The sequence below is a fragment of the Promicromonospora thailandica genome, assembly GCF_024171955.1.
GTDB classification, from domain to species: Bacteria; Actinomycetota; Actinomycetes; order Actinomycetales; family Cellulomonadaceae; genus Promicromonospora; species Promicromonospora thailandica.
The window spans coordinates 258552-272740 of record NZ_JAMTCS010000009.1 but is presented as its reverse complement, the minus strand read 5'-3'; the positions used below and the strand labels follow the sequence as shown (position 1 = coordinate 272740).

General features: G+C 72.8%; 12 protein-coding genes. 5 read left to right on the top strand and 7 right to left on the bottom strand.

What is annotated here, in order from left to right:
- From APR03_RS16190 to APR03_RS16175, 4 genes are all read left to right on the top strand, one after another.
- Window positions 1–759, top strand: a 759-nt coding sequence (locus tag APR03_RS16190) for a polymorphic toxin-type HINT domain-containing protein (RefSeq protein WP_253837225.1), incomplete at its 5' end; no start/stop codon positions are given.
- Window positions 756–1265 carry a hypothetical protein gene (locus tag APR03_RS16185; RefSeq protein ID WP_253837224.1) on the top strand — a complete coding sequence of 170 codons (510 nt, stop codon included), beginning with the start codon at window positions 756–758 and terminating at the stop codon, window positions 1263–1265. The genes APR03_RS16190 and APR03_RS16185, both read left to right, overlap by 4 nt.
- A gap of 36 nt (window positions 1266–1301) precedes the next feature.
- Window positions 1302–2510, top strand: a complete 1209-nt coding sequence (locus APR03_RS16180; RefSeq protein ID WP_253837223.1) for an SseB family protein — start codon at window positions 1302–1304, stop codon at window positions 2508–2510.
- Between the two features lie 68 nt (window positions 2511–2578).
- Window positions 2579–3049, top strand: coding sequence for a PPOX class F420-dependent oxidoreductase (locus APR03_RS16175; RefSeq protein WP_253837222.1), 471 nt, complete (start codon window positions 2579–2581; stop codon window positions 3047–3049).
- Window positions 3050–3070: 21 nt separating this feature from the next.
- Here the strand turns inward: APR03_RS16175 and APR03_RS16170 are convergent, their stop codons facing one another.
- Genes APR03_RS16170 through APR03_RS16160 form a run of 3 tightly spaced genes read right to left on the bottom strand, consistent with a single transcriptional unit; the run spans window position 3071 to window position 7493 of the window.
- Entirely contained in the window at window positions 3071–4807 is a 1737-nt protein-coding gene (locus tag APR03_RS16170) for an insulinase family protein (protein WP_253837220.1), read from the bottom strand.
- The gene (locus APR03_RS16165) at window positions 4804–6528 is read right to left on the bottom strand and encodes a peptidase M16 family protein (protein WP_253837218.1); all 1725 of its coding nucleotides are present in this window, start codon (window positions 6526–6528) and stop codon (window positions 4804–4806) included. The genes APR03_RS16170 and APR03_RS16165 overlap by 4 nt, the downstream gene beginning before the upstream one ends.
- Window positions 6525–7493: a hypothetical protein gene (locus APR03_RS16160; protein ID WP_253837216.1), complete on the bottom strand. Its 969-nt coding sequence runs from the start codon at window positions 7491–7493 to the stop codon at window positions 6525–6527. The genes APR03_RS16165 and APR03_RS16160 overlap by 4 nt, the downstream gene beginning before the upstream one ends.
- 190 nt (window positions 7494–7683) lie before the next feature.
- Between APR03_RS16160 and APR03_RS16155 the strand changes: the two genes are divergently transcribed.
- Window positions 7684–8898, top strand: coding sequence for a pyridoxal phosphate-dependent aminotransferase (locus tag APR03_RS16155; protein WP_253837214.1), 1215 nt, complete (start codon window positions 7684–7686; stop codon window positions 8896–8898).
- Window positions 8899–8911: 13 nt separating this feature from the next.
- Here APR03_RS16155 and APR03_RS16150 read toward each other — a convergent pair whose 3' ends face one another.
- From APR03_RS16150 to hisS, 4 genes are all read right to left on the bottom strand, one after another.
- The gene (locus APR03_RS16150; protein WP_253837213.1) at window positions 8912–9859 is read right to left on the bottom strand and encodes a phosphotransferase family protein; all 948 of its coding nucleotides are present in this window, start codon (window positions 9857–9859) and stop codon (window positions 8912–8914) included.
- Complete coding sequence (locus APR03_RS16145; RefSeq protein WP_253837211.1) at window positions 9859–12027, bottom strand: intein-containing Rv2578c family radical SAM protein; 2169 nt, start codon at window positions 12025–12027, stop codon at window positions 9859–9861. Before APR03_RS16145 ends, APR03_RS16150 begins: the two co-directional genes overlap by 1 nt.
- Window positions 12028–12066: 39 nt before the next feature.
- A complete protein-coding gene (locus APR03_RS16140; RefSeq protein ID WP_253837209.1) occupies window positions 12067–12663 on the bottom strand; it encodes a hypothetical protein in 597 nt (198 codons plus the stop codon).
- Window positions 12664–12795: 132 nt separating this feature from the next.
- Window positions 12796–14166, bottom strand: coding sequence for a histidine--tRNA ligase (gene hisS, locus APR03_RS16135; RefSeq protein WP_253837207.1), 1371 nt, complete (start codon window positions 14164–14166; stop codon window positions 12796–12798).
- Between the last annotated feature and the right edge of the window lie 23 nt (window positions 14167–14189).

The following is a 14189-nucleotide window of genomic DNA, read 5'->3' as shown; positions in this document are numbered from 1 at the left end:
ATCGAGGACATCCGGGTGGGGGACAAGGTCTGGGCGCATGACCTGGTCACCGGGCGTGATGAGCTGCAGGTGGTGGTCGAGACGTTCGTGCGCTCGACCGGCGAGCTGTTCCACCTGACCATCGGCGGGCAGCGGGTCTCTACCACTGCGGAGCACCCGTTCTGGGTCCAGGGCCGTGGGTGGGTGGACGCGGCGTTCCTGCGCGAGGGTGACCTGCTGGTCACCTCCGCGGGGGCCACCACCCCGGTCCAGGGCATCCAGATCGAGCAGCGTGCCGAGCAGGACGTCGAGACGGTCTACAACTTCCACGTCCAGACCCACTCGAACTACTACGTCTACGCCGGCACCACCCCCGTCCTCGTCCACAACGCCAGCCACGGCCGGGCCATCAACTGGAGCTCCAAGAGCACCCCGACATTCGGGCACACGTTCAGCCGGCACGGCGCCGGGAAGAAGATGACGGACAACCTGACCGGACGCGCCGCGACCGAAGGCAAGCAGCAGGGGCAGTGGATCGACGACGACGCTGCGGCCGACCTGCTGCGTAAAGCTCACGACGACGGCGTCTGGACCGAGATCCCGCATCCCCCCAAGAAAGCCCAGACCCAGCAGGATGCGGTCACCATCGACATCCCGGAAGGGACCGGGCAAGTTATCCTCCCTGGCGGAGAGATCGTGCCCGCCACAAAGGCCGTCGTCGTGCCTCGCTACAACGGGATGATCAAGGACGCCTACCCGATCTTGGAGACACCCTCATGACCTTCCACGTCGCGTATGAGCCGGGTGCTCTGGTGAACGCCGGGCACTCCTTCGACCTGTCCTACGACTACGAGAGCCTGGTGATCGAGATCTCGCAGGTTCTCGCGGAGGCCGAGGGAGCACGGTTCGTACTGGGCGGCTTCGGCCGCGACCCCTGGCCGCTCAGTGTCGACTACGACATGTCCGTGTTTCTCGAGCAGCTCCCGGACCTCCTCGAGAACCTGGAGTCGCGCGACGTGTTCCGGCTCGACATGTACTCCCAGGGCACCGAGGCGAAGCTGGAGTTCCTGCCTGGGGACGACGACGTGACCATCACCTGTACCTCGCGTACTTCCTGGGTCCCGGAACCGAGCACGGAACACATCGACCGCGACACCCTGCTGCGGATGCTGCACGAGCTCGCCGCCGGCTTCGCCCACGCGGCACGGACGGTCGACCCGGCCCTCGCGACCGTCGAGCCGTTCGAGGAGTGGCTCGACAAGTCCTCGCCGGACGAGACGCACTGACACCCCAACCACGGCCGATGCCCAGGAAAGGCGACGATGACCGAAGCAACGCCCCACGAGCATGAGCCCACGCCGGCAGTCGCCCCGCGGTCCGACGCCGGATCCGTCGCCCTCGCACGCGCCCTCGAGGCGGGCGACCGTGGCGCCGTCGGCCAGGCCCTGCGCGACGACGTGGTCGTCGTCCCCGTCCTCGACCGGGAGGACGGGACGCCGCAGGTACAGGTGTTCCCGGCGCCAGAGGGTTCCGCCGAGCCGTACCAGCTCTGCTTGTTCTCGACCACGCAGAGTCTGGCCGCCTTCTTGCAGGACGCGCCCGAACGGTCCTTCAGCATGCGCCGACGCGACTCGATGGCACCGTTCGTGACCCGCCACGGCGCTGCGCTCGCCCACGTGGTGATCGACCCGGCGGGACCGAGCCCCATGACCTTCGGCACCGGCGAGTTCCTCGCCGCCCTCGACCCGCACCCGCCCGCCGACGACCCGACGGGGCTGTTCGACGAGACCGGCAGCGGCATCAGTGGTGAGGCCCTGCACGCGCTCGGTACGGTCGACGACCCGGGCGGCTTCCGCGGCGTCGGTATCGAGCTGAACCTCCCCGAGCACTGGGCGGTCATCGAGCTCGACGAGCCGGAGCGGCGGGAGCGTCAGATCCGGGACATCGTCAAGCAGCAGACCGCGAAGCTCGGCGACCGCTCCGCTCCCCTGCGCCGGGACCTGCGGGAGAAGCTCATCGAGGTCGCGGACAAGGCCGAGGCCGCGGGCGGCAAGGTCATGGCGTACCTGCTGCTGCCCGGCCAGGAGGCGGCCCTCGCGCTGAACCTGACCCTCTACTGGCACGACCTCGGCCCCGAGGCCGGGACGTCGACCCACCTCCAGCGCGTGCAGGACCGCATCGGTGGCGAGCTGGGCCCGGACGACACCCTGACCCGGACCGAGACGCTGTCCGGCCCGTTCCTGCGGCACGTCCGGGTCGGGCGCGGGAACGAGGAGGTCGGTGGTCAGGACCTGCCGCTGCTCCTGGTCGACTACTGGGCCGAGGCGCCCGGACGGCAGTCGGTGGCCCGGCTGTCGTTCTCGACCCCGCACGTGGGCATCCGCGACGAGATGCTGCGCCTGACCGACAAGGTGCTCTTCTCCACCGAGTGGATCCTGGGCAGGCCCAGCGAGGAGGAGGCCGCCGCCCCGGAGGCCGACGCCGCGCCCGACCCGGCCGCCCCGACGACGCCCACCCCGGCCGGCGTCTGACGTCGTCCACCCGGCCGCCCCGCGCAAGGGCGGCCGGGATGTGGGTGGCGCCGCGTACCCTGGCGCCCATGCCCAGGACGATCGCCACCAACACCACCGTGACCCGCGACGAGCTGCTCGACTTCCTCCGCTCGCGCCGCAACGGCATCCTCGTGACCGGCCGCGCCGACGGCACGCCGCAGCTCAGCCCCGTGACCTACGGGGTCGACCCCGAGGGCCGCGTCGTCGTCTCGACCTATCCCGAGCGCGCCAAGGCGCGGAACCTGCGTGCGCGGCCTGCCGCGTCGTTCCTGGCGCTCGGGGACGACTTCGGCGACGCCTGGGTCCAGGTGGACGGCACCGCGGAGGTGCTCGACGTGCCGGAGGCCCTCGACGCGTTCGTGGACTACTTCCGCGCCGCCGCGGGCAAGGAGCACCCCGACTGGGACGAGTACCGCGCCGCCATGGTCGAGCAGGGCAAGGCGCTCGTGCGCCTCACGATCGAGCGCTGGGGTCCGGTGGCGACGGGCGGCTTCCCGGCGCGGCTGGCGGAGGGCTGACCGCGGCCGCACCGCTGGGTCTCAGAACCGGATACCCACCCGCAGCCGGTCGAGGCCGCGCCAGCACAGCCAGGTGAGGACGCCACTGGCTCCACCCACCGCGGCCAGGAGAACCGGCAGACCCCAGGGCTGCGGGCCGACGTCGATCCACGCCACCAGCGTCAGCACCAGCCCACCTGCGCAGACCGCCACGCCGCCGACCGCGACCAGGAGGCCCGGGATCAGCGCCAGCGCCGCGATCAGACGGACGACCTCGACCCGGGACAGGCGCGAGCGCCCGTTCTCCGCGGCACGCCGGGCAGCACGGGACCGACGGCGCTGCTCGATCGCCGCTCGGTCCGGCCGCTCCGGCGCACGCTCACGCGGCACGGGGATCACGAGCTCGCTGCTCACCCGGTCGTCGACGAGCGTCGCGACGTCGCTCACGGTGAGGTCGTCGTGCAGCGTGGGCTCGAACGGGATCTCGGTCCCGTCGAGCCCGACCAGGAGGCGGCCCCCGTCGGGGTAGGCCACGACCGCGGCGGCGTCGGCGAACCGCACCGTCGTTCGCGCGGCGCCCACCCGCAGCGTGGCACCGTCCTGACCGATCACGACCGCGGCGTCGGCGTCGAGCCGGGCGAAGGACCGGCCCTCGACCGGTTCGCCCGCGCCGCGCGGCACGACCGACGTACCTGCCCAGCCCTCTCTGACCGGGGTCACCAGGAGGCCCGTGTCCCACGCCTGCCGGGCCAGCCCGACGACGTCGTCCGCGGTCACCGCCTCGAGCGCGGCGCGGCGCTCGGCCGGCGTAGGGACGGGTCGGCCCAGCACCGTGAGCAGCGCATCCTCTCGGACCCAGACAGCCTCCTGACGGGGCTCGTCGAAGGTCAGCAGGAGGTGTGCCCTGGCGACGGCCAGCTCCTCGTCGGGCACCGCGTGGCGCAGCCGGCCCCACGTATCCAGGAACTCGCCCGTGGCCTGGTCGGCGGTCTCCTGCCGCAGCCCCGCCGAGAGCCGGAACGCGGCGTGCCGGCCGTCCAGCAGGCCGGCCGAGGCGGCGACGTCGTACGTCCAGCCCCGGTCGTGGCGCAGGCTCTGGAACAGCGCGCGCCGCGCCACCTCGGCCAGCACCGGCGCGGCGGGGACGGCGGGTACGACGGCGTCCCAGATCACGCTCGTGCCGCCCGCGTGGGCCTCGGCGGGCAGTGACCAGGCGGCCTCGGGCACTGCGGGCGCGGAACGTGCCGCCGACCCGGCCGGGGCGCCGGGCAGCGGCACCTCCGGCCCGAGCGCCTCCTCGCCCCGGCTCCACACGACCGCGTCCGCCGCGGTGAACCGCTCCCTCGCCCAGGCCCTCAGGTCACCGTCGGTCACGCGGTGCAGCCCGAGGTAGCGGCCCGGACCGAGCCCGTACCCCTGGTGACCGAAGCGCCAGAGCGGCACCGGGACGACCTCGCCTGCCCGCTCGGCCAGCGCGCGGGCCTCGGTGGCGCGGTGGCGGACCGGAAGGTCGCTCAGCGCCAGCGCCACGTCCCGCAGGGTCGTGCGCACGCGGTCGGGGGTCCCGGTCACCCGCACCTCGGTGACCACCGGTCCGACCGACGCCCCGACGTCGAGGCCGGGCCGTTCCGCCGCGCGCAGCGCGAGCGCCACGACCAACGACGTGATCCCGCTCGTGGGCAGCGTCTCGTCGGCGTAGCCGACGCGGAACAGCAGGCCGCCCTCGGTGGTGCCGGGGCGCCGGGCGAACAGCTCGCGGACCTGCACCTGCCCGGTCATCGCTCCCCCCTGCGGTGCCGCTTGTTGATCACGGCGAACGTGGCCCACACGCACGCCAGCAGCGGCAGCAGCCCGAGGTGGAGGTCGAGACCGAGGACCTCGCTCGCCAGCTGCTGGATCCAGCCGACCAGGAGCAGTCCGGCGAGCCAGACGGCCGCGACGAGGCCGACGGTGCCGCCCACCGAGCGCAGCGCGCGGGACGCCGCACCCCGTCCCTTCCGCGAGGAGCGCGTGGCGGGCGCGGGGACGTCGGCCGGGGCGCGCGCCGGAAGCCGGACGACGACCTCCGTCGGGACGTTCGGGTCGACGTGGGCCGCCACCTCCGCCGCCGTGAGGCCGCGGAACAGCGTGGGCTCGATCGTCACCCGGAACCCGTCCGCACCGGTGAGCGCGCGGGCGCCGTCGGGCACAGTCTCCAGGAGCACGCAGTCCGCGAACCGGACCGTGAGGGGACCGTCGGGCGTGACGATCCCGACGCCGTCGGCGGCCAGTACCAGCGAGACGTCGGGCGCGTCGATGCGCGGGAAGGTGCGTCCGTGGACGGCTTCCCTCGACCACTGCGGTGCCGCGGCGACGCCGGCCCAGTCGAGCGGGGCCGGCGCGTACCAGAGCGCACTCGCCCACAGGTCGCGCACCGCCGCACGCACGTCGTCGGCCGTCATTCCTTCGAGCCTCGCGCGCGTGCGCTCGTGGTGCTCCACCCGACGACCCGTGACGAGGCGGTGGGCCGCCGTCGGCAGCAGGTCGGCCGGGGACGCGGCGGTGAGCTCTGCGAGGCGCTCCAGCGCCAGCGCACGGGCCGCGGCAAGGTCGGCGTCGGTCACGTGGAAGCGCAGGGTGCCCAGCGCGTCGACGACGCCGCCCGCCACCGCGTCCTCGCGCCCCTCGACGGCCTGTACCACGACGAGGACCCGTGCGTGCTCCGGGTCCAGGACCTCGTAGCCGACGTCGACGGAGCTCGCGAGGTCGGCGTCGGTGCGCAGCTCGCGGTGCAGCGCCTCCCGCGTGACCAGCGAGGCCACGTAGGCGGCATCCCCGCGCGGCACCACGGCGTCGAGCGCGACGCCGTCCCGCAGGCCGGTCAGGAGGGCGGGCGTGCCGCCGAGCACGTCCGTGACCTCCGGCGCGGGCATGCGGCGACCCTCGGGAAGCCGCAGGTCCAGCCCGTCCGGGACCGCGTCGCCGGTGAACCACGCGACGGCGTTCTGCCGCGTGAACCAGGTGCGTGACCAGGCACGTGCCTCGTCGGCGGTGAGGCGGTCGAGGCCCCGCTCGCCGTTCGCGACCAGACCGTGTCCGCGCGAGCCGTGCCGGTTGAGCCGGAGCCGGCCCGCGAACCCGGGAGACCTCCCGTCGGACTCCGACCGGAGGATGTCCTTCTCGGTGTCGAGCTGATCCAGGGGCAGGTCGCGCAGCGCCGCGCAGACGTCGTTCAGGTAGGCGACGACGTCGGATGCCGAGCCGGTCACGTGGAACACCGTCACGTCCGCGTGCGTGTGACCGTTCAGGTGCGCCTCGCTGAGCACCTGGTCCCGCAGCGCGAGGTGCTCGACGAGGTGGGTGATGCCGGAGGTCGCCAGCGTCTCGTGCGCGGACCCGACCCGGAAGACGATCCCCCCGGTCGTGTTCCCCTCGCGGGGCGCGAGGAGCAGCGGGACGCCGTCCGACTCGGCGAGGGTGATGCCGGGGAAGCCCACCACGTCCGGCACGGTGGCGCTCATGAGCGGCGCCCCCGGCGCCGGGCCACGGCCGCAGCGGCGTTGCGCTGCGCCGCGTCGTAGGCGGAGGCGGGGCGGGCCGCGTAGTAGTTCCACAGGCCTTCGACCGGCGACCTGTCGAGCGCGTCGAAGTGCGGCCAGGCGTCGGCCGGATGCTTGGCGATCGAGAAGAACAGGGCGAAGTTCGTGTGCGCGACCGCGGTGGCGGCGGTCCAGGTGTGCTCCGGGTGCAGCACCGTGGCCGCGGCGGCCGACCGCATGCGGTCGACCGTCGCGGACGGCACCGAACGCTCGCCGTCGAGCCACCGTTCGATCGCGTGGTCGGCGACCAGCGCGGGGCCGAGCGAACCGGGGGCCGCAACGGAGGCGCACTCCTCGACGAACCGGGACGCCTCCTCCCACGAGCCGCCCCACTTCGGCAGGATCTGCTGCAGGAAGACCCGCTGGGCGGCGAAGACCGCCGGCTCGAGCGCGACGAGCCGGTCGTACCGGCGGCGGGCCTCGCCGTGCCCGAGCTGCAGGCCGCGCGCCGTCGTGATGCGGACCTCCCAGGCGGGGGCGAAGCCGGGGTGCTCCGCGCACACGTCGAACAGGACGCGCTCGGCCCGCCGCAGCCAGTCGAAGAACTGCTCGAACTGGGCCGGCGAGACGTGCTCGGCCCGCTGCCGGGTGCGGATCGACCAGCCCACCGTGACGTACCGGACGCCGGTCAGCGTGCGCCCGAGCGGCGTACCGTCGTCGGCCGCCTCGACCGCGAGGGTGTAGCCGGCCCGCTGGTCCGGGTGCAGCCCGTGCTCGGCGATGTTCCACAGCGCGGACGCGACGTCGTCGTGCGCGCTCAGCGCGCGGGTCAGGGACAGCGCGGCGGGGATGTCTCCCGCCTCGCACGCGGCGCGCAGCGCCGGTCCGCCGGGCAGGTGCGCCCAGGGGTCGAAGAAGGCGCGCGGTGCCGCCTGAGATGTGGCCATCGGGTACCTGTCCGGGTGTTCGAGTGCTTGGGGGGCGTCGGTGCCCGACCGGACACTACTGGCGCGCGGCCGCCCTCCAGGCCTGTTCGCCGCCCAGGACAGGGTGAACTTCGCGGATCACCGCAGACCCGGCATCTCACGTCCTCGGTGCGACGCGCACGCACCCGCGCGAACCTGCGACCATGACGGGGTGCGAGAGATCAGGCAGAGCCGCAAGCTGAAGTCCGTCCGGTACGACGTGCGGGGTCCCATCCTCGAGGAGGCGTACCGGCTGGAGGCGGAGGGTCACAAGATCCTCAAGCTGAACATCGGCAACCCGGCGCCCTTCGGCTTCGAGGCGCCCGAGGCGATCCTCGCCGACATGATCCACCACCTGCCCGAGGCGCAGGGCTACAGCGACAGCCGTGGCATCTACTCGGCGCGCACGGCCGTGGCGAACTACTACCAGACGCACGGCCTGGACACCCGCGTCGAGGACGTGTTCATCGGCAACGGCGTCTCCGAGATGATCAGCATGGTGCTGCAGGCGCTCGTCGACGACGGCGACGAGGTGCTGGTGCCCGCCCCCGACTACCCGCTGTGGACCGGTGCGGTGAGCCTGCAGGGCGGCAAGCCCGTGCACTACCGGTGCGACGAGAGCGACGGGTGGAACCCGGACCTGGAGGACATCGCGTCGCGCATCACGCCCGCCACGCGGGCGCTGGTGATCATCAACCCGAACAACCCCACGGGCGCCGTGTACAGCGAGGCGACGGTCAAGGGCCTGGTGGACCTGGCCCGCGAGCACGACCTGGTGCTCCTGAGCGACGAGATCTACGAGAAGATCCTGTTCGACGACGCCACCCACCACCACACCGCCACCTACGCCGGCGACGACGTGCTGTGCCTGACGTTCAGCGGCCTGTCGAAGGCCTACCGGGTCTGCGGCTACCGGTCGGGCTGGGTCATGGTCTCCGGTCCGAAGCACCGGGCCCGGGACTTCCTCGAGGGCCTCACGCTCGTGTCGAACATGCGCATGTGCGCCAACGTGCCCGCGCAGCACGCCATCCAGACCGCACTGGGCGGCTACCAGTCGATCGAGGCGCTCATCGTGCCGGGCGGGCGCTTCTACGAGCAGGCGATGCTCGCGGACAGGCTGCTCAACGAGATCCCCGGCGTCACGTCCGTGCGCCCGCGCGGCGCGCTGTACTGCTTCCCGCGCCTCGATCCGGAGGTCTACCGGATCGAGGACGACGAGGCGTTCGTGCTCGGCCTGCTGCGCGACAAGAAGATCCTCGTGACGCACGGCAGCGGGTTCAACTGGCCCGAGCCGGACCACTTCCGGCTCGTGACGCTGCCCGACGTCGACGTGCTCACCGAGGCGATCGGCCGCATCGCCGAGCACCTGGAGACGCTGCGGACCTGACGGCGCCGTCCGCTCAGGGTGTGGCGTGCAGGTCGCCCGTGGCTGCGATCGCGCGCAGGTGCCGGCGCGCCCGGCGCACCACCGGCGTGGTCACCGTGCGGGCGGCGAGCTCGACGAGGGCGACCAGGTCCGCGGCGCGTGCGGTGTCCGTCGCCGCGTCGGGGTCGGGCCGGGTCCCGGTGGCCCGTCCGACGGGGGTGCACCAGCCGTCCAGCACGCCGTCGACGTAGGCGGGCTCCCGCTCGAAGCGCAGGAGGTTGCCCAGGTCCGTGGCGGGGTGGCCGGCGTGCGCGAACTCCCAGTCGAGCACGCCTGTGACGCTGAGCTCGGCGGGGTCTACCAGCACGTTCTTGGGGTTGAGGTCGCTGTGCACCAGGCACGGCGCGGCGCCCTCCAGCGCCGGGGCCGCCCGGTCGGCGACGGCGCGCAGCGCCGCCGTCTCGGCCGCCGACCACCCGGCCGCCACCAGCCCCGCGGCATGGTCGTCCACCCAGCCGGGCAGCCGGAGCCGGAACGGCTCGATCCGCAGGCTCTCGTCCACGAACAGGCCGGCCTCGGGCATCCGGACGCCGGCGAGCGTGCCGGCGACGCCGCCGAGCGCGCGCCCGAGCGTCCGCAGGCGTCCGTCGTCCCGTCGGCCGGGTCGGACCATCCGCTCCAGGACCAGGTCCCCACGCTCCCCCGGCAACAGCTCGGTGAGGAGCAGCCCGGGCACGGGGCCGTCGTCGTAGGCCCCGTGGACGTCCGGGACCGGCAGCAGGCCGCGCACCTGGCGCAGCAGCGCCGCCTGGATGCTGGCCGCCTGCGGCCCGTGGTGCGCCCCGGCGAGGTACCTCGCAACCAGCGGCTCGCCGCCCCGGGCGGAAGGCAGGGCGAGGAACGTCTCGCCCGACCAGCCTCCGGCCAGCGGTTCGAGCCTGCGACCCCCGAGGCGCCGGTCCTCGTGCGGTGTGTGGCGCATCAGAACAGGGTCTCGCTCCCGACGTCGACACCCAAGGACGCCGCGCCGGTGCCGTCCGCACGTAACCCGGTGAACGCACCGCGCGGGTAGTCGCCCTCGCCGTGCGGCTCGCCCTCGATCCCGTCCCCCGCGCGCGCCCCTGCGGCACGGGTGCGGTGCATGGCGGCGCCGCCCAGGCCGCGCTCCTCGATCAGCGGACGGACCCGTTCCCAGAGCCAGTCGCGGTACCCCTTGTGCGCGTAGGCGCCGCGCGCGTAGATGCGGCCGTAGCCGTCGACGAGGTGCGGACGGGTGCGTTCCAGCCAGCCGAGGTACCACTCGCGGGCGCCCGGGCGCAGGTGCAGGGGCAGCACGGTGACGCCCGTCGCGCCGGCCTCTGCCACGTCGTCGAGCAGCCGTTCGAGGTGCGCGAGCGGGTCGGTCAGCCAGGGCAGCACGGGCGCCACCATGACGCCGCACGGCAGGCCCGCCGCACGGATCGCGCGGATGAGGTCGAGCCGGGCGCGCGGGGTCGGGGTGCCCGGCTCGACGGCGTGCTGGAGCTCCTTGCCCTGCGGCGTGTCGGCGAAGGCCAGCGACACGCCCAGGCCGATGTCGACCCGTTCGGCGGCCTGCTGCAGCAGCGGCAGGTCGCGGCGCAGCAACGTGCCCTTGGTGAGGATCGAGAACGGCGTGCCGGAATCGGCGAGCGCCGAGATGATCCCCGGCATCAGCCGGTAACGTCCCTCCGCGCGCTGGTACGGGTCGGTGTTGGTGCCCAGCGCCACGGCCTCGTGCGTCCAGGTGCGCTTGGCGAGCTCGGCGCGGAGCACCTCGTCGACGTTGACCTTGACGACCACCTGGGAGTCGAAGTCGCGCCCGGAGTCGAGATCCAGATATTCATGGGTATTCCGCGCGAAGCAGTTGTGGCTGATCACGCCGTTGGCGATGAAGTCGCCGGTGCCGGTTGTGATGTCGATCATGTCCGACTCGGTGCCGAGAGCCTCCACAGAGACGATCCGCAACGACACCGAGGTCTTGACCGCCGCGCCGACGATCTTGAGCTTCCGAGTGATCGCGGGACCGGTGAGCGCGAAGAACTTCCTCCGGCTGGCCAGGCCACCGATGACACGGATGTTGGTCACGCCGATCTTGTTGGCCGGCTCCCTCACATGTGCCACACCGAGGGCGTCCATCGCTTCCATGGTCATCGTGAGCATGCGCTCGTCCGAGTTGGATATGCGAAGAACCTGGCCGTCGCAGCTGCCCTCGGCGTCGAAGATGCCTGCCAGGAAACCCGCATACCACGATCTGTCCGGAGCGTCCGGCCATTCGATCATCCGACGGATCGCCGTGACATTCGCCTGCCTGGACGTGAAGATGCCGTCGATGGCCTGCCGCGTCGCCGTGGCCGACGAGAAGGGACGACGGTTGGTTGCCACACCGGCCGTGGCGAGGTAGTCCTGCGAACGAGCCAACGCCTCGTGGTCGACGAGAGCCAGCCGGAACATCGCGATCCGTCCGCTCGTGTACGTCTTCTCGAAGATCATCCCGTCACCGCGGATCATGCCCGTGAGGTAGCCCCTGCGGTACTCGGGTGACTCGGGCGGCGTCGTATAGGCATCGCCCGCCATCCCCAGGCCGAACCCTTGGAGCCGGTTGTTCGTCGTCAGGTAGGGCCGTTGCCCCCCGCCCTTGGCCGGCGGTGCGACGTACTTCCACCCGCGTTCCGTGAGGAAGCGGTGGTCGGCGCTCGCGACGATCTCGGTGCCGTCCTCCAGCGTTACGCGGTAGGCGGCCTTGGTCGTGCCCCAGTGGGCCAGAACCTCTGTCTCGACGAACCTCCGGTAGGAACCGTCGCGCCGTGTGCCGACGATTCGGTCCCCCACCCGCACGTCGCGGATCGGCTTCTGCCGGCCATCGGCCATCAGGACGAGCGTCGACGGCTCCACGCAGTAGGTACAGGCATGACTGCATCCCCGGTAGGGGTTGATGGTCCACCGGAACGGCATCTGGGACGCCGGCGGCACCTTCGACAGGGCGCTCTTGGCGAGCACCTCGTGGAACGCCACCCCGGCGAACTCGGGCGAGCGGACGGTGCGCAGCAGCCCTGCGGTACGCAGCGCGGGCAGCTCCAGCCCGGGCAGTGCGCCGTCGTCGTTCGAGATCGCCTGGCCGTTCCATCGCATGACTCGATTCGAACACTCGTTCGAACGCACGTCAAGTCGTCAGCGCAGGGCCCCCGTGCAGACCGAGACCGCGCCGGCGGACGTCACCACGGCCCGCGCCTGCCAGCGCCCCCGCTCGGTCCCCGGCACGGGGCGTGGCGGCTCCACGACCAGCATGCCCGTGCCCGACGTCTCGGTGCGGACGGACGGGTAGGCGGCGCCGTCGGCGTCGGTGAAGGTCACCACGACCGTCGAGCCGGCGGCAGCCGACACCTCGAGGCGGTCCCGGGGGTCGGGCACGCGCAGGCCGAGGACGTCGCGGTACTGGTCCACCCACGTCACCGTCACCGGCGCCGGGCACACGAGCGCGACGGGTTCGGTCGCGGCCGGCGCCAGGGCGAACGCGGCGGTGCACCCGGCCAGGCCGAGGCCGAGCACCACGGAGGGCACCACGACGGGCGCCGTCAGCCGGCGTCGCACCTGCCGCTGCCCGTGCAGCCGGTTGCTGTCGGGGGCGGGGCGCCGGCATGGCCCCGGGTGCGGGCTCTGCGTCCGCACGGCGGCGTCGCGGCGTCGCACGGCGCCCGTCACCCCGACGAGCGACTGCTCCCAGCGCTCCCCACGTGCCTCGTCGCGGAGACGTCCCGAACCTGTCATCACCCGTTCCCTTGCCCGGACCGGGGGCCGAGATCGGCCGGCGGTGTCGTCGCGGGGCCGAGCCCGGCCCCGTTTCGAGGCTAGCCGATTCAGGCTTCAACTATCCGGGCAATACGGGCAGTTCGCTCCAGTTCACCCGCGCGGGACGACGCGCGGCCAGCGGTCCTCGGCGGGCGGCTCCCAGGCGGCGGCGGCGGCGTCGACCTGGTCGCCGGACCGGATGTCCTTGACCTGGTCCGCGCCGACGGTCCCGTCCTCCCCCACCGAGCCCGGGAACCAGACGAACGGGATGCCGCGCCGGTCGGCGTACTTGATCTGCTTGCCGAACTTCGCCGCGTTCGGCGCCACCTCCACGGGGATGCCGCGGGCACGCAGCGCCGTCGCCACCGCGTCCGACTCGGCCCGCTCCTCCTCCGAGGTGACCGCGACGAGCACCGCCGACGGCACCGACCGCGTGGCCTGCGCGAGCTCCGCCGACAGCAGCCGCGACACGAGGCGCGAGACGCCGATCGACAGACCGACGCCCGGGTAGGTGTTCTTGCCGTCCGAGGCGAGGGTGTCGTAGCGGCCGCCGGAGCAGATCGAGCCGAGCTGCTCGTGCCCCACCAGCACCGTCTCGTACACGGAACCGGTGTAGTAGTCCAGGCCACGGGCGATCTTCAGGTCGGCCACGACCACGCCGGGCGCCCGGCGGGACGCCGCCTCGATCAGGGCCCCGAGCTCGCCGAGGCCGGTCTCCAGCAGCTCGGTCACGGCGTCGTGCGACTCGGCCAGCGCACGCACCTCCGCGATCACGGACGCGTCCGACCCGGAGATCGACGCGAGCGCCAGGCACGCCTTGGCCTGGTCCTCGGTCGCGCCGACCTCGGTCACCAGCAGCTCGGACACCTTCTCCGGGCCGATCTTGTCGAGCTTGTCGATCTGCCGCAGCGCACCCTCGACGTCGTCCAGGCCGATGCCGCGGTAGAAGCCCTCGGCGACCTTGCGGTTGTTGACGAGGATCCGTACGGGCGGCAGGCCGATCTCGCCCAGCGCGCCGAGCGCCTCCGCCATGACCAGCGGCGCCTCGACCTCGAAGTGGTAAGGCAGCTCGCCCGCGCCCACGATGTCGATGTCGGCCTGGACGAACTCGCGGAACCGGCCCTCCTGCGGGCGCTCGCCGCGCCACACCTTCTGGATCTGGTAGCGCCGGAAGGGGAAGGCGATGCGGCCGGAGTTCTCCAGCACGTACCGGGCGAAGGGCACGGTGAGGTCGAAGTGCAGCCCGAGCTGCTTGTCGGAGCCCTGTCCCGGCTCCTCCTGCAGGCGCGACAACAGGTAGACCTCCTTGGAGGTCTCCCCCTTGCGGAGCAGCTGGTCGAGCGGCTCCACGGCCCGCGTCTCGATCCCGGCGAACCCGTGCAGCTCGAACGTGTGCCGCAAGGTGTCGAGCACGTGCTGCTCGACCATGCGACCGTCGGGGAGCCATTCGGGGAAACCGGAGAGAGGGGTGGGCTTTGCCATGCCTCAGATCTTCCCACGACCCG